The sequence below is a fragment of the Methylobacterium sp. DB0501 genome, from assembly GCF_011043735.1.
GTDB lineage: Bacteria > Pseudomonadota > Alphaproteobacteria > Rhizobiales > Beijerinckiaceae > Methylobacterium > Methylobacterium alsaeris.
This window is the reverse complement of sequence record NZ_JAAKGV010000020.1, coordinates 57,387-82,629: the sequence shown is the minus strand read 5'-3', so window position 1 is coordinate 82,629 and position 25,243 is coordinate 57,387. Positions and strand designations below refer to the sequence as shown.

Sequence of the window (25,243 nt, the reverse complement as noted above, 5' to 3'; positions counted from 1 at the left end):
CCTGATCCGGACCGAACTACGGGATCGAGCGCCTCTTCAAGTGGCATGCCCTTTCGGAGGCGCGCGTCAAGCGTCTTGGGTTTGAGCCCCTCGGCCTGAGCTATCTGGGGACAGTCATCTCCTGGCCGTTGTGCGTGTACCGCTGGACGAATGCGCGCCCGCGGCTCGCCTGCCCCTTGGTGCCCCAAACCCCAGAGTCGTCGCGCCGCGACGCCCGAGGTCATTCCGGCAGGGCTCGACGCGGCGGCGCGCACCACGCGCGTTGGCGGGATGCCCGGCATAGACTCGATGGGGGCAAGGTTGAAGCCCGGGCAGATTGTCAAGCAGGATCAGCGACTGTGCACAGCTATTTGGCGGTTTGAGCCGCTGGAGGCGGCGAACTTTACACGATCAAACGAACGTATGATGCGGCCGGAGTTGATCCGGGCACGCGCCGCCGCCAACAAGCACAAGGCGACGTTGATCGTCGCCCGCCTCGATCGGCTCAGTCGCGACCTCGCCTACATCGCAACCTTTCTGCGCGGCGAGCGGCGCGGCAGGCGCTACGTTGAGACACCCTTCACCGCCGTCGACATGCCCCATGCCGACCGCCCGATGCTCCAGATCATGGGCTGGTTCGCCGACGTCGAGCGCCAGAAGATCTCGGAGCGCACCAGGGCTGCCCTCGCGGCTCTCAAGGCGCGCGGCGTGACGCTCGGGAGCCCACAGCCCGAAATCGGTTCAAGGGCGGGCGTTGCTGCCCGGCAGGCGCGCGCCGAAGCGTTCAAGCTCAAGGTTCGGCGATCGATCGAGGATATTCGAGCACGCGGGATCACGACCCTTAGCGGGATTGCGGCCGAACTGAATGCACGCGGCATCGGCACGCCGAACGGCAGCGCCTGGACCGCGACACAGGTCAGCCGGGTACTCGCCTGACCCGACCATACATACTTGCAAGAATGACAGTGCCACCTGCGGGACCTGCCTGTGAGATGACCTTGGACCCAATGACAACCAACATCGCCGCTTCCCTTCGGAGCGTCCGGCGGCGCATTGCCGAGATCGAGATGCGCTCGTCGGCACGCGCCGCCGGGATCGAGAAGCTCTATCAGATGGGGGAGAGTTCGTCGGATGCCGAGGCTGACCTCTATGATGATCTCGACACTCTCCTGCTCCTGCGGGTCCAGCAGTGGACGCTCCAAAGCATGCTGGAGCACGCTGGGGGCCCCACGGAGGAGGATCTCAGTATCATCCAGGCGAAGATCGCCGAGATCGAGCAATTGCGCGGTGCTCTCGAAGAGCCGCCTGAAAACCACGCGGGGATCGTGTCGTTCCGCGCAGTTACCCATCTCATGCGCGAACTTGATGACACTCTTTCGGTGTTGCGAAAGTCGCAGGTTCGTCCAGGATTGATGCAACGAGGTGACATCAGTCCCTGAATTTTAGCATGAGCTTCACTGACGATCGGGCGCGTTCACGAATTACGTTAGGCATCGTGCCCCCCCTCTACTCATCCGACGAGGATGCTGTCAGGCTGTGCCGTTTGCGCGGGTAGTTAGTAACCTTCAGCCAATATCGTGATGATCTTGTTCAGACAAGATGTAGCTTGACTGTTAGATTTCGGCGACATCGTTCGGGAACTCTTTGCGTGAGGCGCGCGTTAGGCTTTCGAGAAGAGTCTTCATCTGTCTCCTCAGTACAGCGCGCCCGTCAAGGTCCTAACCCTCTGGCGGGCGCTCTGCCGTCCAAGAACTCCTCCGAGCGATTACCACTCATTACCCCTCCCTTTGTGCGAGTACAGGGTGAGAGATGAGGCACCCGAACATAGCCTCATCTCTCATGATTTTCCCTGGCGCCACCAAAATGAGTACGGCGTTGCTGCCGCTGGCTGTGGATGCTGATGAACGCTTGCAGTGAAGCCGAGAATTTGTCGAAAACGTTGTCGACTAGGCCAACAGGTCTAATGCGCTTCGGTCTTCGATTTGACCGAAAGCGCACCTTTCATTAACGATTGCAAGTATAGTTGCTGGTATAATCCGGAACCAGACTCTGGGTCACGCTCTGGCGCTCGCCGAGCACCACGCTCTTCGACTGCATCCGCATGATCGTTCAGACGCCGAGTGGTCGGGCCTTACGGAGCAAGGCGCTCGTCGTCGGCTTCGTGCTGCTCTGTGGACTTGCACCTGTCGTCCTGGCGCTGTGCCCCCGCCCTGGGGAGCCGGTCGCCGTCGTGACCTTCGTTCCAGACGCGCCGCTGCCGCGTGCGATTACTGCTGCGGGCGGACAGATCCTCTGGTTGTCGACCCACGGCCACGTGGCCGTCCTTCATGCCTCACGTCCTGATCTCGTTGAGGCCCTGTACCGCGCTGGCGCGACCCTGGTGCTGGCTGCTTCCCCCCTGAATGGCTGTCTCCCTACCGCCGCTACGTCCTCCTTTCGGCAGGCTCCACGCTCATGACCACCCCCAACGGCCTCGATCGCCTTCGTCGCGCATTCCTGCCCGTCCTGCTCACCGGGCTCGGCTTGCTCTATCTCGCCGTCGTCGTCGCGGCGTGGATCACCAGTGGGCAACCTCTTGCTGTCGCGAGCGTGGGCGGGGCGCTCCTCAGCGTGGTCTTCATCGCGGCCTACCAGTCAGGCGCTGCGCTCGTCACCCGTCATCTCTCCTCCGCCGCCACGATGGCCCTGGTCGGCCTCCTCGTGTTCTCCCTGGCGGGGACGCACCTCCAGATCGACATGCACATGGTGTTCTTCGCGGCCCTGGCCGTGGTCGCTGGCTGGGGCTGCTGGTCATCTGTCGTGATCGCGACGGCTGTGGTCGCCGTGCATCATCTCGCGCTCAACGTCGTCTACCCAGCCGCTGTGTTCCCGAACGGGGCCGACTACGGTCGGGTCGTCCTGCACGCCGTCGTCATCCTGATCGAGGCTGCCGCTCTCATCCTGGCTGCACGTCAACTGACCCGCGCCATCGCTGAGTCCGAGCAGGCAGCCGTCGCGGCTGCGCAAAGCGCGACGGCGCAACGCCTCGCTGAGCAGACCGCGCAGCAGGAGCGTGGCTTCGAGGTTTACCGGCAGCACTCCCTGGCCGAAGTGGTCACAGGCTTCCGGGATCACCTGATCGAGGTCGAGCGGCAGGTCGAGGAGCAGACGATCGGCATGCGCGAGACCGCGTTGGCCTTGAGCGGCGTTGCCACGCAATCCAGCCGACAGGCGTTGCAGGCGCGCTCAACCGCGACCGCCATCGCGCAGAACGTGCTCTCCGTCTCTGCGGGCACCGAGGAACTGAGCGCCTCGATGGCGGGGATCGTGACGCAGACTGGACAGGCGCGCGACCTGATCCAGCGGATCAGCGATGAGGCCCGAACCACCAACGTCGACGTTCGGGAACTCGCCGCGACGGCCGAGCGGATCGGAGCCGTGATTGGGCTGATCAAGGCGATTGCGGATCAGACGAACCTACTGGCCCTGAATGCCACGATCGAGGCCGCACGGGCGGGCGAGGCGGGACGTGGCTTCGCCGTCGTTGCGGCCGAGGTGAAGGGCTTGGCATCCCAGACGATGCGAGCCACGGACGAGATCGTCACGCAGGTCAGCGCGATCCAGGGCTCCACGGGCAAGACCGTGAGAGCCATCGATGGGATCGCCTCCTCGATGCAGGAGATCGAGGGCCTGACGGTCGCGATTACCCAGGCCGTGGCCGAGCAGCAGAGCGCCACGGCTGAGATGTCACGGACGATCGCACGGGTGGCGCAAGGCAGCACGGATGCGCGCGAGGGGGCCGAGGTTGTGGCCCACGCAACGCAGGAGACGCAGCAGCACGCGGAGGAGGCTCTGGGCGTGTCCCAGACGCTCCGGACTGTTGCCCAGACCCTGACGCACTCCGTGGAGGAGTTCGTCAGCGCCGTCACCCGTGATCTGTCTGAGCGCCGTGAAGCCCTGCGCGTACAACTCGACGAACCTGTGATGGTGCGGATTGATGGCCGGGAGAGTGCCAGCCGCCTCTGTGACCTCTCGCAGTCAGGCGCGCGCATCACCATCGTGCCGGGCCTTGCAGTCGGTAAGAAGGTCGACATGACCTTCGCAGATGGGCAATGCGTTCAGGCCGAGGTGATGTGGGTCTCAGCCGAGATGGCAGGGATACAGTTGATGAAGAGAGTCAGGCACCCAGCCTTGACGCATGCGAACAAGGCTCATGCGGCGTAGGAATGGTTCAGGGGCTTAGGGTTTATGCATGGATTAAGCTCAACTGAACCGCCTGCACGCTTTCGCCGACTTCGACATCAACTATCTCCACCTCCGCCCAAGTTCGGCCCCTCCCGCTCGCATGCAGTTCAGGTCTGACCCGATCCGGCTTCAGTGAACATTGCCGCCGTGGGTGGCATGCCCCTGCTGGGACAGAAGCTTTCCGACCTGGAACAGGGAGATCTCGATCATCTGCATCAGCACGGTATCTCGCGCAGCTTGCGCGGCGCTGTGTGCCAGCATGAGATGATCGGCAACTCGATCAAGGGGGCTGAGCGGCTCGAACCCGGGTGACGGCTCTGGCGGATTGAACACATCAAGCTGGGCGTCCGCCGCTGTCGGCTGGTGCTCGCCGCCACTGCTCAGTGATCCGAGATACCCTAGGAACACCGACGTGTCCGGGCTGAATGACGGGATCGCACTGCTGCGGACCCAGATGTACTCGGACGTCCTGGATCGCAGCCGATACGTCATGGTGAAGCTCGCGGCTTTCGCAAGAGCCTTCATGAAGGCTTTCGCAACGAAATCCCGGTCTTCGGGGTGGATCATATCGAGCCACCCGCTCCCACATGCCTGTTCGGTATCCTGACCGGTCATCTCCTTCCACTCGCGGCAGACGTATGCAATGTGACCACGCTGATCGGCCGCCCAGATCATCCGACGCCTCCCACAACACTGCCTTACCCCGCCTACGAGGTCTGAGCAAACGAGCGGCATGGCTGTAAGATCCGCGGGGGCATTCGACGTTGTCTGAACCTCCTCACTGCACCATTGGCCTCTCACGCCTGAAAGGAGCGAGCGCGGGCCAGTGAAACCTGGGGGCCAGTCCCGCTCCCGGAACCTTACTGCCCCGTTGGCACTTGTTGGCTGTCCCGGTAGGAGGGGCACCAAAGTACCGGCATCCATGCGTCAAGCCAGAACCATGAACGTGTCCCTCAGCCCCGAACTGCACGCCTTCGTTGCGGACAGGCTTGCTACGGGGCGGTTTGCCAGCGCCAGCGAGGTTGTGCGGGCGGGCCTGCGCCTGTTGCAGGAGGATGAACGCAGGCGCGGCGCACCTCAGGGCGCGATGCCATCCTCCGTCTCCGGAGAGGGCGGCAGGACCGCCCTGTGACACCTGTTTTCCTGGCGGGCGGCGGCGGGACCGGCGCTCTGATGCGTGCAGCGGACTGGTCCGCCACTCCCCTCGGCGCTCCTGACGGCTGGCCTGCCGCTCTCAAGGCCCTCGTCGGCGTGATGCTCGGCTCGCACCAGCCGATGCTCATCGTCTGGGGGCCCGAGCACATCACGCTCTACAACGACGGCTACGCCGAAATGTGCGGCACCCGGCACCCGGCAGCCCTGGGCCGCCCCTTTGAGGACCTCTGGCACGACATCTGGGAGCAGGTCGAGCCGATCCTCACGCGCGCCTACGCGGGCGAGGCGACGCACATGAGCGACATCGCCTTCACCATGCACCGCAACGGCTACCCGGAGGAGGCCCACTTCGCCTTCGGCTACACGCCCGTGCGTGACGGGGACGGTGCGGTTGCAGGCATGGTCTGCGCCTGCGTCGAGACCACGAGGCAGGTCCTGGCCGAGCGGCGCCTGCGCGAGAGCGAGGCGCAGGCGAAGGGCGTGCTCGAAGGCATGGCCGAGGGCTTCCTGCTCCTCGATCCTGAGTTTCGCGTCATGCAGATCAACGCCGAGGGCTTACGCCTGGAGCGACGCTCCGCGCCTGAGGTCGTCGGACGCACGCTGTGGCAAGCGTACCCTGGCTCCGAGGACAGCACGATCGGCGGCCTCTACAGGCACGCGATGGCAGAGCGGGTTCCGGTCAGCCTGACCCACTCCTACACCTGGGAGGACGGGCATCAGGCATGGTTGGAGATGCGCGCCCACCCCGCGCCTGATGGCGGGCTGGCGGTCTTCTACCGCGACGTCTCGGATCGCGTTCGCGCCGACCGGGCTGTGAGCGAGAGCGAGACGCGCTTTCGCAACATGGCCGATCACGCACCCGTGATGATGTGGGTCACGGACCCGGACGGTGCATGCACCTATCTCAACCGGCGCTGGTACGAGTACACGGGCCAGACGCAAGCCACTGGTCTCGGGCTCGGCTGGCTTGATGCCGTGCACCCCGACGACCGCGGCTGGTCGGGCGAGACGTTCCTGGCCGCTAACGCGAGGTGGGAGGCATTCCGCCTTGAGTACCGCCTGCGCGGCGCGGACGGGCAGTACCGCTGGTTCATCGACGCGGCTGATCCGCGCCTGGGCGAGGATGGCACCTTCCTCGGCTACATCGGCTCGGTGGTCGACATCCACGACCGCAAGCTGGCCGAAGAGCGCCTCGCCGAGATCACGCGTCGGCTCGACGCCGTGCTGAGCAACACCACGATGGCCATCCTGATGATGGATGAGCGGCAGCAGTGCATCTACATGAACGCCGCTGCCGAGACCCTCACCGGCTACACCCTGGCTGAGACACAGGGACGGCCTCTGCACGATGTGGTTCACCACACGCGACCTGACGGCAGTCCCTACCCGTTGTGCGAGTGCCCGATCGACCAAGCCCTTCCTGAAAACGAGCAGGAGCAGGGCGAGGAGATCTTCGTGCACAAGGACGGCTCGTTCTACCCCGTCGCGTTCACCGCGAGCCCAATCCGCAACGACGCCGGAGTGCCGATCGGCACGGTGATCGAGGTACGGAATATCGAGCAGGAGTTGCGGGCCAAGGCGCAGATGGACGCCTTCAACGCGACCCTGGAGCAGCGCGTCACCGAGGAGATCGCTCAGCGCGAGAAGGCCGAGGAGCAACTCCGGCAGGCCCAGAAGATGGAGGCGGTGGGTCAGTTGACCGGAGGCATCGCTCACGACTTCAACAACCTGCTCGCAGGCATCTCGGGCAGCCTCGAACTGCTCCAGTCACGCATGAGCCAGGGCCGCCTCACTGACGTCGACCGCTACATCGCCGCGGCTCAGGGAGCCTCGAAGCGAGCCGCTGCCCTCACACACCGCCTGCTGGCCTTCTCTCGCCGCCAAACGCTCGATCCCAAGCCGACCGATGTGAACCGCCTGATTGGGGGCATGGAGGACCTGCTTCGTCGCTCGGTCGGACCTGCTGTCGAGGTCGAGGTCGTGGGGGCAGCGGGTCTGTGGCCCGCGCTGGTGGACCCGAACCAGCTTGAGAACGCGCTGCTGAACCTGTGCATCAACGCCCGCGATGCGATGCCGGATGGCGGTCGCATCACCATCGAGACCGCCAACAAGTGGCTGGATGAGCGCACTGGGCGCGAGCGCGATCTTCCACCCGGCCAGTACCTGTCGCTGTGCGTGACCGATACCGGCACCGGCATGACGCCGGAGGTGATCCAGCGCGCCTTCGACCCGTTCTTCACCACCAAGCCGCAGGGTCAGGGGACGGGCCTGGGCCTTTCGATGATCTACGGCTTTGCCCGTCAGTCGGGCGGGCAGGTGCGGATCTACTCGGAGGTGGGCCAGGGCACGACGATGTGCCTCTACCTGCCACGTCACTACGGCGATGCGCAATTGGTTGAGAGTGGCGCTGATCTCTCCGACGCGCCTCGCGCCGAGCAGGGCGAGACGGTGCTGGTGGTCGACGATGAGCCGACCGTGCGCATGCTGGTGACAGAGGTTCTGGAGGAACTCGGCTACGCGGCGATCGAGGCGGCGGATGGTGCGTCGGGGCTGAAGGTGCTCCAATCGGACGTGCGCATCGACCTGCTCGTCACCGATGTCGGGTTGCCGGGTGGGATGAACGGACGCCAGATGGCGGACGCGGCCCGGGAGCGTCGGCCCGACCTGAAGGTGCTGTTCATCACCGGCTATGCGGAGAACGCTGCTATCGGCCACGGCCACCTGGAGCCCGGGATGCAGGTCCTGACCAAGCCGTTCGCGATGGAGGCGCTCGCGTCTCGCATCAAGCTCCTGATCGGCGGCACCTGATCGCCCTGCGACGCCTCTCAGGCCGCACGGGACGCCTCCTCGATGGGGAGCCACAACCCGATCGGTGCACAGGCATTTCCGAAATCGAGAACAAGCTGTCGTAGCTTTTTTGCAGACGACCTCGCTGAAGCGGGCATGTCGATGGTGTCACCCACGGCCTTGACCGTGCCGGACAGGATCAAACTACCCAATGTCAGACATACGGGAGATTTCTCGGTGAGTTGCTGCATGGCCTTCCTGAAGCATGGTTGTTCGTCAAACAACGCTTGCGGGCCGGATCGGCGGCATCAAGCCTAATCACAAGCTTAACGGCAGTTTACTAGATTGTGCATGCAACCGGCGGCAGGCCGATGCGGAGGGAGTTACCCTGGAACCGCACTCTGCCAGCCCACGTTGAGTGTTGCACGACAGTGATCTTCATCGAGGCCAGAACGCCCAGCGAGGTCCTAACCCTCCGCTGGGCGTTCTCGTATTGGAAGGTTTGCGGTTGACGGAGTGATGATGAAGTCACCGAGCGTTTCAGAGGCGGCTCGATCCCTACGAGACGCTCTCGCGACTGAGGCAGCCGCCCGAGAGACAATGGCGCGTGAAGGCGCGGAGTTGGCTCGTGCTGCCGACCAAGGTGGTGATCCAGGTCTTGCGGCAACCTTGCGCTTCTTCACTCGCCATACCAGGGTCAGAGCGCTTGAGTTGAGCGGTACGGAAGCAGCACTCGGCGAAGTGCTCGCTGCTCGTGAGTAGAAGGACGAGTAACTCGACTTGCTCGTTCAGGAGCCCTTCGTCGGAACAGGTCGCGCGTAAGCTGCGTTGAGCTTCTGCAAGCAAGCGTCGGTTGCTTCCCTCAGCACAGCGCGTCCGTCGAGGTCCTAACGCTCTGGCGGGCGCGCTGCCGACAAGGCTCCGCCGGGCGCGTTCGGCGCCTCATGTGGTTTGAGGGAATAGGACCAAGGTACGAAGCATACAATCAAACGCCTCACCTCGCCTGTTCCGCCCTCGCGACTTCACGAATAAATTCGAGGCATCGCTGCCGCTGCTGTTGATCCTGGATGCCAATGAAAGCTCGCACCAACTCCAGGCACTCGTCTGGCTGAGGACAATCCGTGTGTGTGACGAAAGTGTCACTGGTGCTTCTGCGCTGCTGGGAGACATCGGAGGTCAGGTTCCAGGACCTTGACGCCGATTGGCTAAGAGCTTCTCCAATCTGGTGCTGTATCCTTTCCGCCTTTGCTACCATGGCTGCCGGTTCGGGCGGGTTTCCTGAGTGCCGCCCGAGATGTGACATGCCCTTCGTGGCGGTCTGATCTGAGCCAGGAAGGTCGACCTGTTCGGCATCGTTGCTCATCCCACAGGCGGGCAGGCCAGCCTTATCCTTCATCTGTCCATCTCCACCCGTTTCAATAAGGACACCGCTCCTATGTGGCAGATGAATGGCGGGCAATAACATAGCGCACGTTTCAATACAGACATTTGCATCGATCGTTGTATCTGGCTTAGCCATTGGAGATCGGGAGGTAACGGTTAGTTCGAAACGGAGTAAGGCATGAACGTGGTAGGTGTGGGCGGCAGCGTGAGTTCGGTCGGCGTGCCGTCCGTTGGTACAGAGGCAGTCGGATCCTGGGAGTGGAACATCCGGGCCGATCGGTTGTACGCGGATGATCATGTTGCGCAGTTGCTTGGTAGTAACATCTACGCCACGGAAGCGGGCACTCCCCTGTCCGGTTTTGCTGCCTGCATCCATCCTGATGATCGGGCCGCTGTCATCGAGCGGATGATGAACGGTGCCGCCAAGGGAGTCGCGTTTGTCGCGGAGTTCCGCATCGTGACTGCTTCCGGAGAGATGCGCTGGGTTCTCGCGCGTGGGCGCTACGATCTGGGTGAGAGCGGCGAGCCGCTCCGAGGGCGCGGCATACTCCTCGACATGACCGGGAGCCGGTTGAGTGACCAGCCCTATGGATGCCGGATCGGTTCACCTCCGGAAGACCCCCTGGAACGTGCGGCGGACCACTGTCTGGCGGCCCGCAAGGCCATTCAGGAGGCCGATCGACCTTTCCTGCTGAAGCTTGTGGACATGCTGCTTCTGGAACTCGGGCGCACTCTGGCCACGCAGTCGAAGAGAAAGCACCAGCGGACGATGTGCTGACACACGGCACGACTAGTAGGGCATGATCCGTCGCCTACGAGGCTCGAACACTCGATCCGAGGATCTCACATCGCCTCGCGCGATATGGTTGCGCGAGTAAAATACTACTTCTAAACACCGAGTGAACAGATAGACTCAGATTGTTGTGCCCAACGTATTTATGAGTTGTGTCGCGATACGGGTATTCAAATCGTGCTCAATTGACAAAAAACTCAAGAAATAGCAATAAAATCTGATCGATCTACCGTTTATTCGGATAATCTTTTAATCCATAACTTCAGCGATGCTGCAAAAATTGATTTTCCATTTGCATCTCTGACAGACACCGAAAGTGAATGCTCGTCCTGATGATCGGAAACATCATCGCGGACGATGTCGGGCAGAAGCTGCATCGCTGCGCGACGTACTTCGGCGAGATCGGCATATTCAGCACTGATCACATCCCGTGCCGGTCCGCCATCGTTGATGTCAAAGAAATACTCGGGCAACTTATCCTCCATCTCTGCCGCGCAGAGAACGCAATCGGCTCCTAAAGCTGAGTTCATGACACAGTCAAGGATGGAGATTGGATACGTTATCGCTGTGAGATGTGCGCCCACATGGGTTCGGTTTCGGTGCCCTGCGACACTGCGGGTTGCGATAGATGCCCAATTGATTGGGAACGAGCTTGTTGCAGAAGCGAATACTACCTCCCGCGTGGATGCGCTCTGCCCTGTCGCGCGAGTGAGGGCTCAGCCGTGCTCTTGCGCAGTCGGCTCCGGAGTTCTCCGCATGGGCAGGGTTGGCCGATGAGGAATCCCTGCACCTCTGTGCAGCCCTCCGCCTGAGCCATGTCGAACTGCTCCTGCGTCTCGACCCCTTCGGCCGTGACGATCATGCCGAGCCCCCGGCCGAGTGATGCGGCGGCCCGCACGATTGCTGCCGCTTCGGCCTTACTGCCCTCTGTGAGGAAGGAGCGGTCAATCTTCAGCTTGTCGAACGGGAAGCGGCGCAGGTAGCTCAGGCTGGAGTAGCCGGTCCCGAAATCATCCAGAGCAATGCGCACGCCAAGGCTCCGCAGATCGTGCAGCACCGCGCTCGCTCGCTCGTCATCGGCCATCAGCACGCTCTCGGTGATCTCAAGCTCCAGGCGCTCAGCAGAAAGCCCGGATGCGTCGAGGGCGGCGCGCACAGCCGGAAACAGGTTACCGTGCCGCACCTGCACGGTTGAGACGTTCACGGCCACCCGCACGTGCTCGGGCCAGCGCCGTGCTTCGTGAGTCGCGGCCCGCAACACCCACTCCCCGAGCGGGACGATCAGCCCCGTCTCCTCGGCCGCCGCGATGAAGGCACCCGGCGGCACGAGCCCTCGTGAGGGATGGCGCCAGCGCACCAGCGCCTCGGCCGACGCGATAGTGCCGGTCGCGACGTCGAGGATCGGCTGGTAATGCAGTTCGAACTCGCCGCGTTGGAGCGCGCGTCGCAGGTCGAGTTCCAGTCTGCGCCGCGCCTCCGCCTCCTCGTCCATCGCGGGCTCGAAGAACCGAAAGGTGTTTCGCCCCGCGTCCTTGGCGCGATACAGTGCGAGATCGGCTCGCTTGAGCAGCACCTCAGCCTTATCACCGTGGGCCGGGATGAGCGCGATGCCAATACTGACTCCGACCTCCGCCTCGTGGGCGCCGAGGATGATGGGTGCCTGCACCGCCTCGATCAGACGCCCGGCGACGAGCATCGCTCTCTCGGGCCCGTCACTCTGGTGGAGCAGAACGGCGAACTCGTCGCCGCCGAAGCGGGCCACGATGTCCTCGCCCCGCAGCGTCGCCTTCAGCCTGTGCGCGATCTCGCGCAGCAGGGCATCACCGGCGAGATGCCCGAGCGTGTCGTTGACGGCCTTGAAGCGGTCGAGATCGAGGCACAGCACCGCGCCCGACCCGCCCCGACGTTCCAGTTCAGCCAGCCGCTGGTCGAGGCGCTCGCGGAACAGGACGCGATTGGCCAGTTCGGTCAGCGCGTCGTGCCGCGCCATTCAGGTCACCCGGCTCTCGGCTGTCTTGCGGGCACTGATGTCGATGTGGGTGCCAACCACGCGCAGGGGGGCTCCTGCCGGGCCACGTGCGACGACTTTGCCCCGCGCCAGGATCCAGCACCAGCCTCCATCCTTGCGGCGCAGGCGATACTCGCTCTCGAAGCCGGGTGAGCGCCCCTCCAGGTGCTCGCCCATCCGCAGCAGCGCCTGAGACTTATCGTCCGGGTGCAGGAGGTGCACCCAGGTGTTCCGATCGACGCGAAGCTCGCCCGGCTCGTAGCCCAGCATCGTGCACCAGTGATCGGAGATCCAGGCCGCATCGGTAACGACGTCGTAGTCCCACAAGCCGTCACTGGCGCTGTCGAGCGCCAGGGCGAGACGCTCCTCGCTGGCTTTCAGGGCGGCCTCACTCGCCCGTAGCGCCTCCTCGGCCCGTAGACGATCCGTATGGTCAAGGCTGATCCCGGCAATGCGCACAGGTCGCTCAGCCTCGTCGGTGATGACACGGCCGAGGCCAAGCACGCAGCGCTCACCGCCGTCGCGCAGCGGCACACGGAACTCAACTCTATAGGTCGAGCACGTGGCCACGGCGCGCTCGATTTCCTGGCGCACCCTTGGCAGGTCGTCGGGATGGATCGTGGCCATCCACTCATCGAGCGTCACGATCGAAGGGTGATCCTCGGACAGACCGAGGTGCCGCAGCGACTCGGGAGAGAGGTGGGCCCGGTTGTCGAGGAGGCCCCAGTCGAACAGGCCCGCTCCTGCCGCCTCCTGGGCAAGGCGCAGCCGCTCCGTCACGGCGCGCAAGGCTTCATGAGCGGAGACGCTCTCCCGTGTCACCTCGTGCAGGTGCAGATGCGCCACAACGATGCGAGCGAGATCCTGAAGCTGGCGGCGCTGCTCGGGCGAGAACGGGCGCGGCTTGGTGTCCATCACGCACAGGCTACCGACCCGGACGCCGGGCTTCAGCACCAGCGGAGCGCCCGCGTAGAACCGAACGCCGTGTCGGCCGGTAACGAGCGGGCTCTTGCGCACGCGCTCATCGTGTCCCGCATCCTCAATGACGAGCACATTGTCGGAAAGGATGGTGTAGGTGCAGAACGCCGCATCGCGCGGCGTGCCGTCGATGTCGAACCCGCACCGGGCCTTGAACCACTGGCTCTCCTCATCAACGAGGGACACCAGAGCAATCGGCACGCCAAAGAGTGCCTGGGCGGTGCGGCAGACGGCATCGAAGTGCTCCTCGGGCGCTGTGCCGAGGATGTTGAGCGACCGCAGCGCCTTCAGACGGTCCGTTTCACAGGGTGGCAGAGAGGGCACCGCAACGCTCCAACGGATCCTCTCCGCATCCGGCAAAGGGATCATTCAGCGCATCAGTGCCATCGTGGTTGCTAACAGGACCTAAAATCAACCTCCAGTTGAGAATTGCTAACGGCTGGGTGGATCCGATCCTCCAGCCGATCTCAGCACGGTCCCCTCACCCAGCAGCCGCGATCGCTCGTAGAACGGCAGGAGCCCGATATGGTTTGGTAACGAACTGGCCGTCATCGGGCACGTCGTCGGGGTTTGGCTGAAAACGTCCCGACGTGATCACTAGCCGGATGTGCGGCCAGCGCTCCGCCACACGCTGAGCCAGCACGAAGCCGTTCATCGAGCCGGGCATGTCAACATCTGTAAAGAGGACACGGATGTCGGACCGTTGCTCCAGGAGTTGCCAAGCTTCATCAGCATTGGTTGCCTCAAGTACCGCGATCCCAGCATCCTCCAGCATCTCCGTGGCCATCATGCGCACCAACTCGTCGTCCTCGACGATCAGGACAGGCGATATGGCGGCTGATGGCGTGACTGACATGCTCTGCAAGGTACGTTGATGCAGGTTAACCCGGTATGAGGGATGTGGGCCGGGAGTGCCATCCTGTCCAGCTATCACATCGTGCAACACGTCCTTCGCAGGACCTCAGTAGCTTGCCTCGGCCCCTTCAGAGCGGAACCGGCGCCGGTTGTTGGTCAGGGGTGTGAAGCGCGAGTAAGGTCATGGGCCGGGTGCTCTCAAAGCCACGCCATGTGGACGCGTGACTGCTCACGAACCTTCCAAGTAATCACAATTACAAGTTGTGTTGCTGCTGACGCTATCGTCGCGGTAAGAGCGTAGCAGGATACCAGTCAGATGGCCTGGGGAAAGGGCAATGAAGAAGGGGCCTGCCCAGGTTCAGGCACTTGCAACGTGCTCCTGGTCAGAGAACGAGCGCGTCGTCGCATTGCGCGCCTACGACATCCTCGACACGCCGCCGGAACGGGCGTTCGATGACATCTGCACGATCGCCGCACAGGTCTGCCGGGCACCGATCGCCGTCGTCAACCTGATCGAGAACACCCGGCAGTTCTTCAAGGCCGAGATCGGCCTGGGTGTCCGTGAGACGCCGCTCGACATCTCGATCTGCGCTCACGTTATCCGTCAGCGTGGTCTCGTCGTGGTGCCGGACACCACCCAGGATCCCCGCTTCGCCTGCAATCCCCTAGTCACGGGCAATCCCCATCTGCGCTTCTACGCCGGGGCGGTGCTGGAGACCCGTGACGGGCTTCCCATCGGGACCGTCTGCGTTCTGGACCACACCCCACGCCCGCAGGGTCTGACGGGAGAGCAGGCCGAGGTGCTTCAGGCGCTTGCCCGTCAGGTGATGACCCAGCTTGAGCACCGCCGCCTCCTGATCACCCTGGCGCAGCGCGAGGCCGAACTGGAGCGGGTGCAGGAGATCGCGGGAGTCGGTGGCTTCGAGGTCGACTTGAGTCAGGGCTTCAGGAGCCTGCGCTCGCCTCAGTACCTGCGCATCCACGGCTTGCCTCCCGAGGCGGCCAGAGAGACGCATGAGGCGTGGCTTCGGCGCATCCATCCTGAGGATCGTGAGAGGATCGAGCGTCATTTCGTCGAGGCCGTGCGGAGCAGCGATACTGACTACCGCGCAGAGTACCGCATCATTCGCCCGGGCGACGGCGCGACCCGCTGGATCTCTGCCTCGGCCCGGATTGACCGTGACGTGAACGGGCGAGCGGTTCGCCTGATCGGCGCCCATCGCGACATCACAGAGCGGAAGGATGCTGAGGAGGCACGCGAGCTTCTCACCCGCGAGTTATCACACCGGATCAAGAACATCTTCGCGGTGGTAGGCGGGCTCGCTGCGTTGACGGCGCGCGGGAACGAGGCGGCCAGGAAGTATGCTGACGACTTCCTGAAGCGCCTGCGGGGCCTCGCATTGGCCCACGACTACGTTCGCCCCCATAGCCCGTCATCGAGCCACTTGCCCTCGGATCAGACGATCCAGGGCCTGCTTCGGACACTGCTTGCTCCCTACGCCGAGGACGCTCACGAGCGCTTCATCATTGAGGGAGACGATGCACGGGTCGGCGAGAAGGCCGCGACAGCCATCGCCCTGATCATGCATGAGCAGGCGACCAACGCGGTGAAGTACGGCGCCCTGTCGACGCGTGCCGGACACGTCACGATCCGGCTACGATGCGAGGGGGATACGCTGCATCTCGTCTGGCAGGAGCGGGGTGGTCCCGCCATCGCAGGGCCGCCCGAGCGAAGCGGGTTCGGAACCACGATGTCGGTCCGGACCATCGAAGGTCAGCTTGGAGGCGAGATCCGTCACGAATGGCGGCCGGAAGGTCTCACGATGTGCATCAAGGTGCCGATCGGAAGCCTCGCACAGTAGCGCTCACCTCAAGCCCTGGTAAGCATATTCTGCCAAGTCGAAACGGGCTCATCTCACATCCCTTGCGCTCGGGATACCTCAGCGGGTCAGGCAGTTCTGCGGGTATCAGGCACCAGGGTCAGTGGTGGACGACGCGAGCGCACAGCAACTTGAACTTCACTGAGTCCCTGGCTCTCGTTCATGACGCATATCCGATAGCCGAGTTGCTGGGCCACGGCCCGTGCTTGGTCGACGTTGGCCGTCGAGATCTGGCAGGAGAACGCCTGATCGCCTCGCGCGAGACGTGCGACCAGCAGGCCGATCTCGACACCCTCGTTGAACTCCTCGTCCCGACCAGGAAACCGGAGACGGAGCCCGTCCTCGACCTCGATATGACGCATCTGTGCCAAGCCTCCAGGGGCTATGCTCCCGCTGGAAGGTTAACCACGACACCAAAAAGCCCCTCCTTTGCAGGCGGGGCTCTTCCTTATTCGCTCGTGTGTGGCAGTCGTGCCGCGGTACGGGACTTCAGCGGCGCGTCGGATCCGTCGTGCCGGTGCGGCTGACCTGACCGCGTGCGTCCTCGACCTCAACCTCGGTGTGGCGCACCTTGTCCGATACGGTCTCGGTGCGCTGCTCGACCTCCTTGCGGATGCCGATCTCCTCCTTCACGCGCACGTCCTTCGAGACCACCGCCTCCTCGCCGCGCTCGGTCGCCTCGATCGTCCTCTCGGCCCAGAGCCGCTCGTCGCCGGGTGTCGGCGCCCGATCGACAGGGCGACGCTCGACCTGCACGCGCTCGTCACGCAAGGTGACCTGCTCCTGCACGGGCGTCTCCACCACGTAGGACCGCACCCGCACCCGCCCGCTCTCGGCCACGCGTTTGCCGACCCGCAGTTGCTCCTCGACGACGGGAATGACCTCGTCGCGGCCCGCTGTAGCTTGCGTCGTGCCCGAGGCCGCAGTCGCGCCCGTGCTCGCAGCCGTCGTGCCGACCCCGGCGGTGGCAGCACTGGCCGTGCCTGTCGTGCTGGTCGTGCCGCCTACGGCGGAGTTCGTGCTCGAAGTGGCGCTGTAGCCGCTCCAGCCCTGCTTGCGCCACTCGGCTTCGCGCTCATCGAGATGAACGGCCCCGGCACTCTCCAGAACGTCGAGGATCCCCGCTGCCTGGGCCTCGTCAGCGCTGATGATCAGCATCGTGCCGCCGCGGCTCATGCCCTCGGTATAGGCGTAGCGGTCCTCCTCCGGCAGGAACAGGTCCTTGAGCGAGGCCCAGAACCCGCCCTCATCCTTCTGGTAATCGTAGGAGGTGCGGTTGGCCGACGAGTAGGTGCCCTGGCTCTCGGGCGAGAGACGCATATTGGTCCGAGGCACCCCGGCCTGACCGAGCTTGTTGATGGCAGCTTCGGCCTCGCTGCGGGTGTCGAACATGGCGGTGATCGTCTGCTGCATGGGACTATTCCTCGTTGATCGTCTTGGGCGTGATGGTGCCATCGGGATCGATGCGCTCGACGATGGCGTGCTGCTTGTGCACCGTGACCGGGACCTCGACGTCCTGGCCCATGGTGGTCTGGTGGATGTGGATCTCTTCCTTGAGGACGAGGCGCTTCTCGACCACGAGGACTTCTTCGAGAACGGGGATGATGGTGACCCCTGCCTCGGTTCTGACCTGGGGAGCGACCTCTCCTTCCTTGATCACCCGATCCACCGGTACACGGGTCACACCGACAGCATCACTGCGAAGCGTCTCCCGGAGGATCTGCTCGGTGACTTCCGTCTGGGTTCTGACCCGCACGCGACCCGTCTCGACGAGGCGCCTGCTGACGTGCGCTGTCTCTTCCAGCAACGGAATGACAGCATTCTCGTACTCCTGAGCCGTGGACTGACGCGTGTGCTCAGGCTCGTTGGAATGAGCTTCACCACGAACGAGATCGTCTTCGGCTGGATTTGATCTGCCGTTCATCGTGGTCGCCCCGTTCCGCGTAAGAACTCGGCTGGGAACGATCGAGTTCCACCTTCATGTTAATGAAATTCACATCGGCAAAGCTTCAGACCGGAACGAATTTGCATGGAAACAATTGGACACTTAACCGCGTGCCATGCGTGTGGTGGCGGCGTACTCGCGCCCATTGGTATGTTCGAGATGCAATAGCGAGGCGGCGGACATCGATGACACGTTCGGGCGAACTCCCTCGACAGGGCGGCGCGGCACGTGGCCGAGGCGGAGGCCCGCGCTCCTCCTCTGGGGGCACGAGCCGCACCATGCCGCGCAGGCCCGCCTACCTAAAGGTCTAGGGCGATGGACGCACGACGCGGCGGCTGAGGTGAACCTCGAAGACCTTGACGGCGACGACGCCCAGGCGCGCGACGCAGGCCCGTTTACCTCGCTCGCTCGCATCAGTACCGTCGAACGACCCAACGACCCCGCCCTCCTCACCAATTGCGCCAAGCTGTTCGCCGGGGGATCGCGGGCCGCGAACACCCGCGAGGCGTACCGCTTCGATTTTCGGCACTATGAGGAGTAGGTGAGGCGCGTCGGCCTCGACGCCCTGCCCGCAGCACCACAGTCGAAGCCAGCCGCCTTCGCGACCTCGCTCAAGCTGTCATGGAGACCTTCGATGTCGGATCTCTCGAAGTTGCTGGCGCGCAGGACCACGGGTGCGAACCCAGGACGTCGACCGAGTCCACTCCGGTTCACCCGTAAACCTCGTCCTTGAGTGGTCCCAGGCGGATGGAATGCCCGACACGCCGCAGGCAGCCATCGTCCTGGCGCGCCGCCGCATGACCCTGCGCGGGGCCCACGCGGCCCTGACGCGCCTGATCGACGTGGGATAGGCGGTTGTCGAACTACCGATGGTCGAGAGTGTCGAAGCCGTCATACGGGAGTTGGCCGCGACGTACATCCGCGCGGCCGTCTACCGGCCTCCCGAGCGGGTGAACCCTGCAGAGGTGCGCGAACGTCTGCATCTCACACAGGAGCAGTTCGCGCTGGCGTTCAGCCTCGATACGGCGACGCTCCGCAACTGGGAGCAGGGCCGCTCAGAGCCTGACCGAGCCTCGCGGAACCTGCTGGCCATCATCGCCACGGATCCGGGTGCCGTAGTGGGATTGCTGGCGCGATTGCGAGACGTTTAGCGCGGGGTCAACCAGCAAAGGCTGACCACCGTCGACGAGATGCGTCTGTCCCGAAGACAGACAGGCCAAGGCTCACGACGGCGACGGCTTCTGAATATAGAGGGCCGTGCCGGGTAGGTGGTCAGGGTCAGGCGGCAAGAAGTGCTAGATCGGCGACCTCGCAGCTATCGGCGCGCAGGCGCCAATCGACGACCCGCATCGCCTCGCAGAACCGCGCCTTCGCCTCGTAGAGGGCTGACACTTCTGAGCGCGCAGTGATAATCACCCGCTGCTGCACGATCTGATGGTCGCACCCGCAGGAGTCCGAGACGACTTTGTGGAAGGTGACAAGATATTTGTGCATTGCCTAACTCCACTTCTCTCTGATCAGAGCGCTAACTGCATCAGGCAGGTCGTGAGCAGCGCGGCGCCCATCGCCAATGCGAGCGCCTGTGCGCTGGCGATCGAGCGATACCCTGAGATGTCCGTGACAATCGGGCGTGCCTGGGTCTGGTGCGACGGCGGCGCCATCACCAGGACTGAACGTCGCCCTTCGGCCTGCGCCATTGTGGCGGGACTCATGCTCAGGATCGTCATCGAAGCCTCTCGGTTTCCAGGGCGAGAGCATTTTGCGCGAGTCGATCAGCCGGGCTTTGATCTGGCGCAAAACTGCCGAGATGATTTCAGATATCTGTCGTGTGGTTGGAGGCGCGCTCGCGGTCGGCGGATGCCGTTCCCTGTGCTCGCGAACTCGCCCTCTGATTGAGCGTTCCCGATTGCGATCTGCCCGCTTTCAACCAAGTTGGGCATGCCGCACGATGCGAAACGCCGCTGGCTCCTGGTAGAGAGTGCAAATGGGTAAGGTTCGCGGAGGGAGTGCCCGGCTGGTCCAAGCGAAGCTCGCCCGAGCGCTCGTTGTTGGACTGGCTTTCCTGACATCCTTGACCTCCGCGGCTGCGTGGGAGCGGGTCGCCTTCCCCTCGAACGATGCCGACCTGAGCGCCTCGGCGACAGCGACGACCATCACGGGCTACATCTTCCGTCCGGCAGGGGCCGGACCCTTTCCGGCGGTCGTGGCCCTCCACGGCTGCGCGGGCCTGCTCACCCCCGGCAGCAGACACCTTGCGGTGCAGCACCGGGAGTGGGGCATGCGTCTGGCCAGCCTCGGCTACATCGTGCTCTTTCCCGACTCCTTCACGGCCCGCGGGCTCACGGGGGTCTGTCGGTCGGTGGATGTCATCCTGCCAGGGCGAGAGCGCACCCGGGACGCCTACGGGGCCCTTCGCTACCTACAGGCTCAGGCGGACGTTCGCCCAGAAGCGATAGCCTTGATCGGCTGGTCCGAGGGAGGTTCGACGGTGCTGTGGGTGGCGAGCGCTTCGACGAGGGCTCGCCCCAAGGACTTGCGGTCGGACTTCCGGTTCGGGATCGCGCTGTACCCGGGCTGCCAGTCCGCCTCGCGGGTGGGGATCACACCCGCGCTGCCGGTGCACCTGTTCGTTGGCGAGGCGGACGACTGGATGCCTGCCCACTTCTGCGAGGCGCTCGCGGCTCTCCACGCCAGTAGAATCACGCTGACGGCGTACCCCAAGGCGCCGCACGGCTTTGACGCGCTGAACCAACCGCTTCACACGCTGACCAATGTCGAGGCTGCGCCGAAGGGCACGGTCACTGTAGGCACGGAGCCGAGGGCCCGGGCTGACGTGCTGGCGCGTGTCCCGGCTCTCCTGGAGCAACTGCGGCGCTAAGATCCTCGCGGCCTGTTTCAACCCCGTTCTAACTTCTGGCTGATCGCGCTGGGTTGGTTAGCGGCATGTTGTTTGTCTTTCACGAGTTACAGGGTTCCGATTTCTGGTCGGCGAAAACCCGCAACGCGTATCGCTTGGCTCGCACAAGGGTAAGCGCTCGGTGACGCTTCCTTTTACCCACATCTATGGTCAAGCTTGGAGCGTTGCGGGATCGGCCTCACCGGTGTTTGGTTGAGAGGCACCTGAACCCTTGGAAGACGAGGTGTTCCATGCCCGTTGCCACACGGTGCCGGTGGGAAGAGGAACTCGCCGGTAGCACTTTCGCCGATGCCCGCCTCGAGCAGCGTTTGCACCGGCTCGTCGGACAGATGGACCGCAGCCTCGGCGCCAGCCTGCCGTTTGCCTGCCAGGACTGGGCCAGCACCAAAGCCGCTTACCGTTTCTTTTCCAACGAACGGGTCAGCGAGGCGCAGATCCTGTCGGGCCACTTCGCATCGACACGCGAGCGTGTGCGGGCCAGTGACGGCCCTATACTGGTCCTCCAGGATACGACCGAGTTCACGTTCCAGCGCGAGAGCCATGAGGCCGTCGGGATCACCCGCACCGTCAACACTGGGCGCGACAAGGCAGGTCAGGTTCGCATGCACACGCTGTGTGGCCTGCTCATGCATGCCTCGCTCGCGGTGACCACTGACGGCCTGCCGCTCGGGCTTGCAGCGGTGAAGTTCTGGTCGCGGCAGAAGTTCAAGGGCACGAATGCGCTCAAGCGCAAGGTCAATCCGACCCGCGTGCCGATCGAGCAGAAAGAGAGCTTCCGCTGGCTGGAGAACCTTCGCCAGTCCACATCGCTGTTTGCCGCGCCGGACCGTTGCGTGCATGTCGGTGACCGCGAGAGCGACATCTACGAATTGTTTTCTCTGGCCCATGACCTCGGCACACACTTCATCGTGCGCAGCTGCGTGGATCGGCTGGCCGGTGACGGCCAGCACACGATCGCCAACGAGATGGATGAGGTCGCCGTCCAAGGCCTTCATCGGGTCGAGGTTCGCGATCAGCGAGGGCGGCTCGTCACCGCCTCGGTCGAACTCCGCTATCGCCGCATCACGGTTCTGCCGCCGATCGGCAAGCAGAAGCGCTATCCCCCGCTGTCACTCACCGTCCTGTACGCACGTGAGCCGGAAACGCCGAAGGATCGTCCAGCGATCGACTGGCGGCTGATCACCGACTTGCTCGTGGACAGCCCCGAGCAGGCCGTCGAGAAGTTGGATTGGTATGCCCGGCGCTGGAAGATCGAGGTGTTTCACCATATCCTGAAGACAGGCTGCCGCGCCGAGCACGCGCGGCTGCGCACGGCCGAGCGCTTGGTCAAGCTCATCGCCGTGTACTGCATCCTGGCGTGGCGGGTGTTCTGGACGACCATGATCGGTCGCTCGGCGCCGCAAGCAGACCCGCACCTCGCCGTGACCGACCACGAGATCGCGCTGCTTGACCGTCTCGTGCCCGACTCGCCGGCCGGTGAGCGATCCCTCTTTGCCTACGTGGTGAAGGTTGCGCGCCTCGGTGGCTACCTCGCCCGCTCACGCGATCCGCCGCCCGGCAATCTCGTCATATGGCGTGGCTTTGCACGGCTCACCGACATTGCGCTCGGAGCCGCCCTCGCCCAGACATCCCCAGGATGTGGGTAAAAGGAAGCGTCACCGAGCGCTTACTCCGACCATCACCTCGACCGACCATTACAGGATGCGCTCGGCGCCCAGATTCAGGCAGTAATTTGTCCCTCATGGACGATGGTGATGATTGCGAAGTCGAGAGCGCTGTCGACGATCGCCTGGTAGTCCACACCGTCCCAGGCGGTGAGGTGGCCGCATCGGGGCAAGTTCCCGGGCCCGCTCACGGTTTGTACCCGTCGAAGGCCGCTAATGCCGTCGAGGCAAGCTTCCAGCGGACGGTGGAAGCATCCAATTGATCCTAGCATAAGGGGGAGTTCGTTCGATGCTTGAGGAAGATCGCGCCGGGGTTCACGCAGGACTACAGGGCTTTTGAGAACGTTCGCGTTGGAAAGCCGCGAAGAACTCAGGTAGGCGTTGGATCAAGAAATCGCCGAACTCTGGATGAAGCGTCTCATCGATGATCAGACCCACGGTCGTGGGCGTTCGCTCAATCCGGGCTAAGTGGCTCCCCTCCCCCGTCAGCCCCTTAATCGTCGCAAAGGATGATTCTGGAGGTGGTGCAGGTTTTACAGCTTCGAATATCCGCTGAAAGCGCATATCGGAGGAGAGGATCGTGAAGGTCTCTTCAGCGATGATCTCGTGCGTGCGCGCCTGCATGTCCGGACTGGCGAGCAGATCCGCCAGACGCATCCACCGACGTCGACCTGTTTTCGGTGCGGGGCCCACCGCCGCAACCACAAAGTCCGGCACTGCACGCCGCACCGCGATCAGGCGCGACAACTCGGTCTTGTCGACGAGTAGGGCAGCCATGATCACGTCCCGTCCGTGCCCGAGTCGTTCCAGCGTCAGGGCGAACGCGGCCCGCTCGATGAAGCTGAGGTCCTCCCGAGCGTTGTTCTCTTGTCCCTGGGTGACGACGAGTTCGGCGTCTGTGAGCGTTTTGACCAACGCGCGGACGGGTCGGCCCAGAGCAGCAGCGGCGCGGAGCCGACGATGACCGAACGCAACCTGGTAGCGTCCGTTAATCGAGGGATGTGGCCTCACCAAAATGGGTGTTTGCTGCCCTTGCGCGCGGATAACCTCGATAAAGGCGGTCTCGACTGTGCTATCGACCACCGGCAGTCGATCTGGGGCTGGTGAAGGATCAACGAGCTTGGGATCGAGATCGACGGCGACACTCCCAGACTTGAGCTGGTCCTCTACGAGGCGCGCAGACCCGGCCTGAGCAGTCAAACGTTCGAGCGAACGACTCATTGCACCGACGGCGCCTCGGCCCGCGAAGCTGGGAAGGAGCGGAGAGGTTCCCCCTTTCGAGTGCTCAGGCTCCGAAGCAGCCGCAGGTGAGTTGACCGCGGTCAACTCGGCCGCCTCGGTAGAGTCGAAAAGACCGGCGAGAAGATGCTTGCGGGACATCCGGTCAGCGTCCCCACGCCGTGCGAATCAGCGATTCGATCTCACCATTGACCGCGTTCAGGCTCTCCACGGCTCGGTCATAGGTCGCACGGGTGAACTGGTCACGGCTGACTTCAAACAGGGTTTGTTTGGTAATGCCAGCATCGGACACGGCCGTGCTTTTCAGCATCGCGTTCGTGAGCACGCGTTCCCCGAACAATGTTCGCATGAAAGCAACCATCTGCGTCTGAGGACTATCAGTTGGTTCGTAACGCGTGATGAGATAACGCATCCAATCGTAGTTCATGTCACCGCCCGCTTTAGCGACCACCCCGAGCATCTCGGAAGTCATCAACAAGAACTGGCACATCGACATAACATCGAGCATCTGCGGATGCACAGTGACAAGTACGCTAGTGGCCGCACACAACGCCGAGAGTGTTAGGTAGCCAAGCTGAGGTGGGCAGTCGACTACGACGACATCGTAGCGCGAGCCTACTGGTGCGAGTGCCTGTGCAAAGCGTGTGAAGAACAAGGAGTCCTCATCGCTTTGCCGAGTGAGGAGCGCGCGCGGAGTCTCGTGCTCGAACTCCATCAACTCGAGGTTACCTGGTACTAGATCAAGACCGGGAAAATAGGTCTCTTGAATGACATCTGTCAAAGGAAGACGTGCGTCATCGTATCGAATTGCCGCGTAGAGAGTTTCGTTATCTCGCACATCAAACTCAGGTTGTATCCCATGCAAGGCAGATAAACTTGCCTGGGGATCAAGATCGACTGCAAGGACCCGATATCCTTGAAGGGCCATATGTTGAGCAAGATGTGCCGCGGTCGTTGTTTTACCTGACCCCCCTTTGAAGTTTACGACAGCAATGACTTGCAGATGTTCATTGGCTCGGCGATCCTTCCGGTAACGCCGCCCGGTTTTTGCACTCTCATCGAGCACCCCACGCAACGCCTGAATATCTTCGCTTGAGTATGAACGCCTACCGGACGGTCCTATCTCGGGAGCAGGCCCCTTTCCGTCGAGAGACAGGCGCCGCAGGTAACCATCATCAACGCCAATGAGGCGAGCCGCTTCCCCGGATGAGAAGCGTCTCAGCTGTTTTCGGGCCTTGGGCGGGAACAGGCGCTGCCGATGCGACTGAAGTTTCGCCGACAATGCCTGCGCGTCGCTGGCGATCAAATCATGCATCGCCAGCGCGGCTGAGAGTGAGGAAGGTGAGGCGGCGAGCGCCGCGGAGTTGGTCACGGTTCCGAACTCCTGTCACGGTTTTTGCGGCGGCTATCGCCGCCCTGCCGTGAGACCTGCATAG

Annotated in this window: 24 protein-coding genes; 11 read left to right on the top strand and 13 right to left on the bottom strand. The window is 63.4% G+C overall.

Annotated elements, in window-relative coordinates; genetic code table 11:
* Positions 1-402: 402 nt before the first annotated feature.
* From G4G93_RS26030 to G4G93_RS26020, 3 genes are all read left to right on the top strand, one after another.
* Positions 403-915, top strand: a complete 513-nt coding sequence (locus G4G93_RS26030; protein WP_048443086.1) for a recombinase family protein — start codon at positions 403-405, stop codon at positions 913-915.
* A gap of 71 nt (positions 916-986) precedes the next feature.
* Positions 987-1,418, top strand: coding sequence for a hypothetical protein (locus tag G4G93_RS26025; RefSeq protein WP_157080501.1), 432 nt, complete (start codon positions 987-989; stop codon positions 1,416-1,418).
* A gap of 1,015 nt (positions 1,419-2,433) precedes the next feature.
* A complete protein-coding gene (locus G4G93_RS26020) occupies positions 2,434-4,182 on the top strand; it encodes a methyl-accepting chemotaxis protein (RefSeq protein ID WP_048443085.1) in 1,749 nt (582 codons plus the stop codon).
* Between the two features lie 150 nt (positions 4,183-4,332).
* Here G4G93_RS26020 and G4G93_RS26015 read toward each other — a convergent pair whose 3' ends face one another.
* Positions 4,333-4,878 (bottom strand): PAS domain-containing protein, encoded by a 546-nt coding sequence (locus G4G93_RS26015; protein ID WP_048443084.1) that lies wholly within the window; start codon positions 4,876-4,878, stop codon positions 4,333-4,335.
* Positions 4,879-5,125: 247 nt separating this feature from the next.
* Between G4G93_RS26015 and G4G93_RS26010 the strand changes: the two genes are divergently transcribed.
* Together G4G93_RS26010 and G4G93_RS26005 are read left to right on the top strand one after the other, a co-directional pair.
* Entirely contained in the window at positions 5,126-5,335 is a 210-nt protein-coding gene (locus G4G93_RS26010) for a type II toxin-antitoxin system ParD family antitoxin (RefSeq protein WP_063838466.1), read from the top strand.
* A gap of 41 nt (positions 5,336-5,376) precedes the next feature.
* The gene (locus G4G93_RS26005; protein ID WP_053080244.1) at positions 5,377-8,166 is read left to right on the top strand and encodes a PAS domain-containing sensor histidine kinase; all 2,790 of its coding nucleotides are present in this window, start codon (positions 5,377-5,379) and stop codon (positions 8,164-8,166) included.
* Positions 8,167-8,183: 17 nt separating this feature from the next.
* On the opposite strand, the gene G4G93_RS26000 is transcribed toward G4G93_RS26005, so the two are convergent.
* Positions 8,184-8,396 (bottom strand): hypothetical protein, encoded by a 213-nt coding sequence (locus G4G93_RS26000; RefSeq protein ID WP_157080500.1) that lies wholly within the window; start codon positions 8,394-8,396, stop codon positions 8,184-8,186.
* Positions 8,397-9,706: 1,310 nt separating this feature from the next.
* Here G4G93_RS26000 and G4G93_RS25995 point away from each other — a divergent pair.
* Positions 9,707-10,306 carry a PAS domain-containing protein gene (locus G4G93_RS25995; protein WP_048443082.1) on the top strand — a complete coding sequence of 200 codons (600 nt, stop codon included), beginning with the start codon at positions 9,707-9,709 and terminating at the stop codon, positions 10,304-10,306.
* A gap of 248 nt (positions 10,307-10,554) precedes the next feature.
* Here the strand turns inward: G4G93_RS25995 and G4G93_RS25990 are convergent, their stop codons facing one another.
* The 4 genes from G4G93_RS25990 to G4G93_RS25980 all read right to left on the bottom strand — a co-directional run bounded on the left by G4G93_RS25990 (position 10,555) and on the right by G4G93_RS25980 (position 14,163).
* Positions 10,555-10,794, bottom strand: a complete 240-nt coding sequence (locus G4G93_RS25990) for a DUF6894 family protein (protein ID WP_157080499.1) — start codon at positions 10,792-10,794, stop codon at positions 10,555-10,557.
* Between the two features lie 197 nt (positions 10,795-10,991).
* Positions 10,992-12,311 carry a putative bifunctional diguanylate cyclase/phosphodiesterase gene (locus G4G93_RS36110; RefSeq protein ID WP_053080236.1) on the bottom strand — a complete coding sequence of 440 codons (1,320 nt, stop codon included), beginning with the start codon at positions 12,309-12,311 and terminating at the stop codon, positions 10,992-10,994.
* Positions 12,312-13,676, bottom strand: coding sequence for a PAS domain-containing protein (locus tag G4G93_RS36105; protein ID WP_053080235.1), 1,365 nt, complete (start codon positions 13,674-13,676; stop codon positions 12,312-12,314).
* Between the two features lie 112 nt (positions 13,677-13,788).
* The gene (locus tag G4G93_RS25980; protein WP_048443080.1) at positions 13,789-14,163 is read right to left on the bottom strand and encodes a response regulator; all 375 of its coding nucleotides are present in this window, start codon (positions 14,161-14,163) and stop codon (positions 13,789-13,791) included.
* 334 nt (positions 14,164-14,497) lie between these two features.
* On the opposite strand from G4G93_RS25980, the gene G4G93_RS25975 reads away from it, so the two are divergent.
* The gene (locus tag G4G93_RS25975; RefSeq protein WP_048443079.1) at positions 14,498-16,024 is read left to right on the top strand and encodes a sensor histidine kinase; all 1,527 of its coding nucleotides are present in this window, start codon (positions 14,498-14,500) and stop codon (positions 16,022-16,024) included.
* 86 nt (positions 16,025-16,110) lie between these two features.
* On the opposite strand, the gene G4G93_RS25970 is transcribed toward G4G93_RS25975, so the two are convergent.
* From G4G93_RS25970 to G4G93_RS25960, 3 genes are all read right to left on the bottom strand, one after another.
* A complete protein-coding gene (locus G4G93_RS25970) occupies positions 16,111-16,404 on the bottom strand; it encodes a hypothetical protein (protein ID WP_048443078.1) in 294 nt (97 codons plus the stop codon).
* A 127-nt stretch (positions 16,405-16,531) separates the two neighbouring features.
* Positions 16,532-17,455, bottom strand: coding sequence for a YsnF/AvaK domain-containing protein (locus G4G93_RS25965; protein WP_048443077.1), 924 nt, complete (start codon positions 17,453-17,455; stop codon positions 16,532-16,534).
* 4 nt (positions 17,456-17,459) lie between these two features.
* The gene (locus tag G4G93_RS25960; protein WP_048443076.1) at positions 17,460-17,966 is read right to left on the bottom strand and encodes a YsnF/AvaK domain-containing protein; all 507 of its coding nucleotides are present in this window, start codon (positions 17,964-17,966) and stop codon (positions 17,460-17,462) included.
* Positions 17,967-18,327: 361 nt separating this feature from the next.
* Here G4G93_RS25960 and G4G93_RS25955 point away from each other — a divergent pair, with 361 nt between their 5' ends.
* Both G4G93_RS25955 and G4G93_RS25950 read left to right on the top strand, forming a co-directional pair.
* Positions 18,328-18,528 carry a hypothetical protein gene (locus G4G93_RS25955; RefSeq protein ID WP_048443075.1) on the top strand — a complete coding sequence of 67 codons (201 nt, stop codon included), beginning with the start codon at positions 18,328-18,330 and terminating at the stop codon, positions 18,526-18,528.
* Positions 18,529-18,856: 328 nt separating this feature from the next.
* Positions 18,857-19,138: a helix-turn-helix domain-containing protein gene (locus tag G4G93_RS25950; protein WP_053080234.1), complete on the top strand. Its 282-nt coding sequence runs from the start codon at positions 18,857-18,859 to the stop codon at positions 19,136-19,138.
* Between the two features lie 127 nt (positions 19,139-19,265).
* On the opposite strand, the gene G4G93_RS25945 is transcribed toward G4G93_RS25950, so the two are convergent.
* Both G4G93_RS25945 and G4G93_RS25940 read right to left on the bottom strand, forming a co-directional pair.
* Positions 19,266-19,481 (bottom strand): hypothetical protein, encoded by a 216-nt coding sequence (locus tag G4G93_RS25945; protein WP_048443074.1) that lies wholly within the window; start codon positions 19,479-19,481, stop codon positions 19,266-19,268.
* Between the two features lie 23 nt (positions 19,482-19,504).
* Positions 19,505-19,714, bottom strand: a complete 210-nt coding sequence (locus tag G4G93_RS25940; protein ID WP_048443073.1) for a hypothetical protein — start codon at positions 19,712-19,714, stop codon at positions 19,505-19,507.
* Between the two features lie 257 nt (positions 19,715-19,971).
* Here G4G93_RS25940 and G4G93_RS25935 point away from each other — a divergent pair, with 257 nt between their 5' ends.
* Positions 19,972-20,865 carry a dienelactone hydrolase family protein gene (locus G4G93_RS25935; RefSeq protein WP_048443072.1) on the top strand — a complete coding sequence of 298 codons (894 nt, stop codon included), beginning with the start codon at positions 19,972-19,974 and terminating at the stop codon, positions 20,863-20,865.
* A 269-nt stretch (positions 20,866-21,134) separates the two neighbouring features.
* Positions 21,135-22,550 carry an IS4 family transposase gene (locus tag G4G93_RS25930; RefSeq protein WP_048444441.1) on the top strand — a complete coding sequence of 472 codons (1,416 nt, stop codon included), beginning with the start codon at positions 21,135-21,137 and terminating at the stop codon, positions 22,548-22,550.
* 333 nt (positions 22,551-22,883) lie between these two features.
* Here the strand turns inward: G4G93_RS25930 and repB are convergent, their stop codons facing one another.
* Together repB and repA are read right to left on the bottom strand one after the other, a co-directional pair.
* A complete protein-coding gene (repB, locus tag G4G93_RS25925) occupies positions 22,884-23,948 on the bottom strand; it encodes a plasmid partitioning protein RepB (protein ID WP_048442896.1) in 1,065 nt (354 codons plus the stop codon).
* Positions 23,949-23,952: 4 nt separating this feature from the next.
* The gene (gene repA, locus G4G93_RS25920; RefSeq protein WP_048442902.1) at positions 23,953-25,122 is read right to left on the bottom strand and encodes a plasmid partitioning protein RepA; all 1,170 of its coding nucleotides are present in this window, start codon (positions 25,120-25,122) and stop codon (positions 23,953-23,955) included.
* Between the last annotated feature and the right edge of the window lie 121 nt (positions 25,123-25,243).

Coding starts and splice junctions, on each gene's coding strand:
- G4G93_RS26015 (WP_048443084.1), bottom strand. CDS start 4,878: ATGATCTGGGCGGCCGATCAGCGTGGTCACATTGCATACGTCTGCCGC.
- G4G93_RS25930 (WP_048444441.1), top strand. CDS start 21,135: ATGCCCGTTGCCACACGGTGCCGGTGGGAAGAGGAACTCGCCGGTAGC.
- G4G93_RS25940 (WP_048443073.1), bottom strand. CDS start 19,714: ATGACGATCCTGAGCATGAGTCCCGCCACAATGGCGCAGGCCGAAGGG.
- repB (WP_048442896.1), bottom strand. CDS start 23,948: ATGTCCCGCAAGCATCTTCTCGCCGGTCTTTTCGACTCTACCGAGGCG.
- G4G93_RS25935 (WP_048443072.1), top strand. CDS start 19,972: ATGGGTAAGGTTCGCGGAGGGAGTGCCCGGCTGGTCCAAGCGAAGCTC.
- G4G93_RS25970 (WP_048443078.1), bottom strand. CDS start 16,404: ATGCGTCATATCGAGGTCGAGGACGGGCTCCGTCTCCGGTTTCCTGGT.
- G4G93_RS26000 (WP_157080500.1), bottom strand. CDS start 8,396: ATGCAGCAACTCACCGAGAAATCTCCCGTATGTCTGACATTGGGTAGT.
- G4G93_RS25945 (WP_048443074.1), bottom strand. CDS start 19,481: ATGCACAAATATCTTGTCACCTTCCACAAAGTCGTCTCGGACTCCTGC.
- G4G93_RS26010 (WP_063838466.1), top strand. CDS start 5,126: ATGCGTCAAGCCAGAACCATGAACGTGTCCCTCAGCCCCGAACTGCAC.
- G4G93_RS36105 (WP_053080235.1), bottom strand. CDS start 13,676: ATGATCCCTTTGCCGGATGCGGAGAGGATCCGTTGGAGCGTTGCGGTG.
- G4G93_RS26030 (WP_048443086.1), top strand. CDS start 403: ATGATGCGGCCGGAGTTGATCCGGGCACGCGCCGCCGCCAACAAGCAC.
- G4G93_RS25965 (WP_048443077.1), bottom strand. CDS start 17,455: ATGCAGCAGACGATCACCGCCATGTTCGACACCCGCAGCGAGGCCGAA.
- G4G93_RS36110 (WP_053080236.1), bottom strand. CDS start 12,311: ATGGCGCGGCACGACGCGCTGACCGAACTGGCCAATCGCGTCCTGTTC.
- G4G93_RS26005 (WP_053080244.1), top strand. CDS start 5,377: ATGCGTGCAGCGGACTGGTCCGCCACTCCCCTCGGCGCTCCTGACGGC.
- G4G93_RS25995 (WP_048443082.1), top strand. CDS start 9,707: ATGAACGTGGTAGGTGTGGGCGGCAGCGTGAGTTCGGTCGGCGTGCCG.
- G4G93_RS25975 (WP_048443079.1), top strand. CDS start 14,498: ATGAAGAAGGGGCCTGCCCAGGTTCAGGCACTTGCAACGTGCTCCTGG.
- G4G93_RS25980 (WP_048443080.1), bottom strand. CDS start 14,163: ATGTCAGTCACGCCATCAGCCGCCATATCGCCTGTCCTGATCGTCGAG.
- repA (WP_048442902.1), bottom strand. CDS start 25,122: ATGCATGATTTGATCGCCAGCGACGCGCAGGCATTGTCGGCGAAACTT.
- G4G93_RS25950 (WP_053080234.1), top strand. CDS start 18,857: ATGGTCGAGAGTGTCGAAGCCGTCATACGGGAGTTGGCCGCGACGTAC.
- G4G93_RS26020 (WP_048443085.1), top strand. CDS start 2,434: ATGACCACCCCCAACGGCCTCGATCGCCTTCGTCGCGCATTCCTGCCC.
- G4G93_RS25960 (WP_048443076.1), bottom strand. CDS start 17,966: ATGAACGGCAGATCAAATCCAGCCGAAGACGATCTCGTTCGTGGTGAA.
- G4G93_RS26025 (WP_157080501.1), top strand. CDS start 987: ATGACAACCAACATCGCCGCTTCCCTTCGGAGCGTCCGGCGGCGCATT.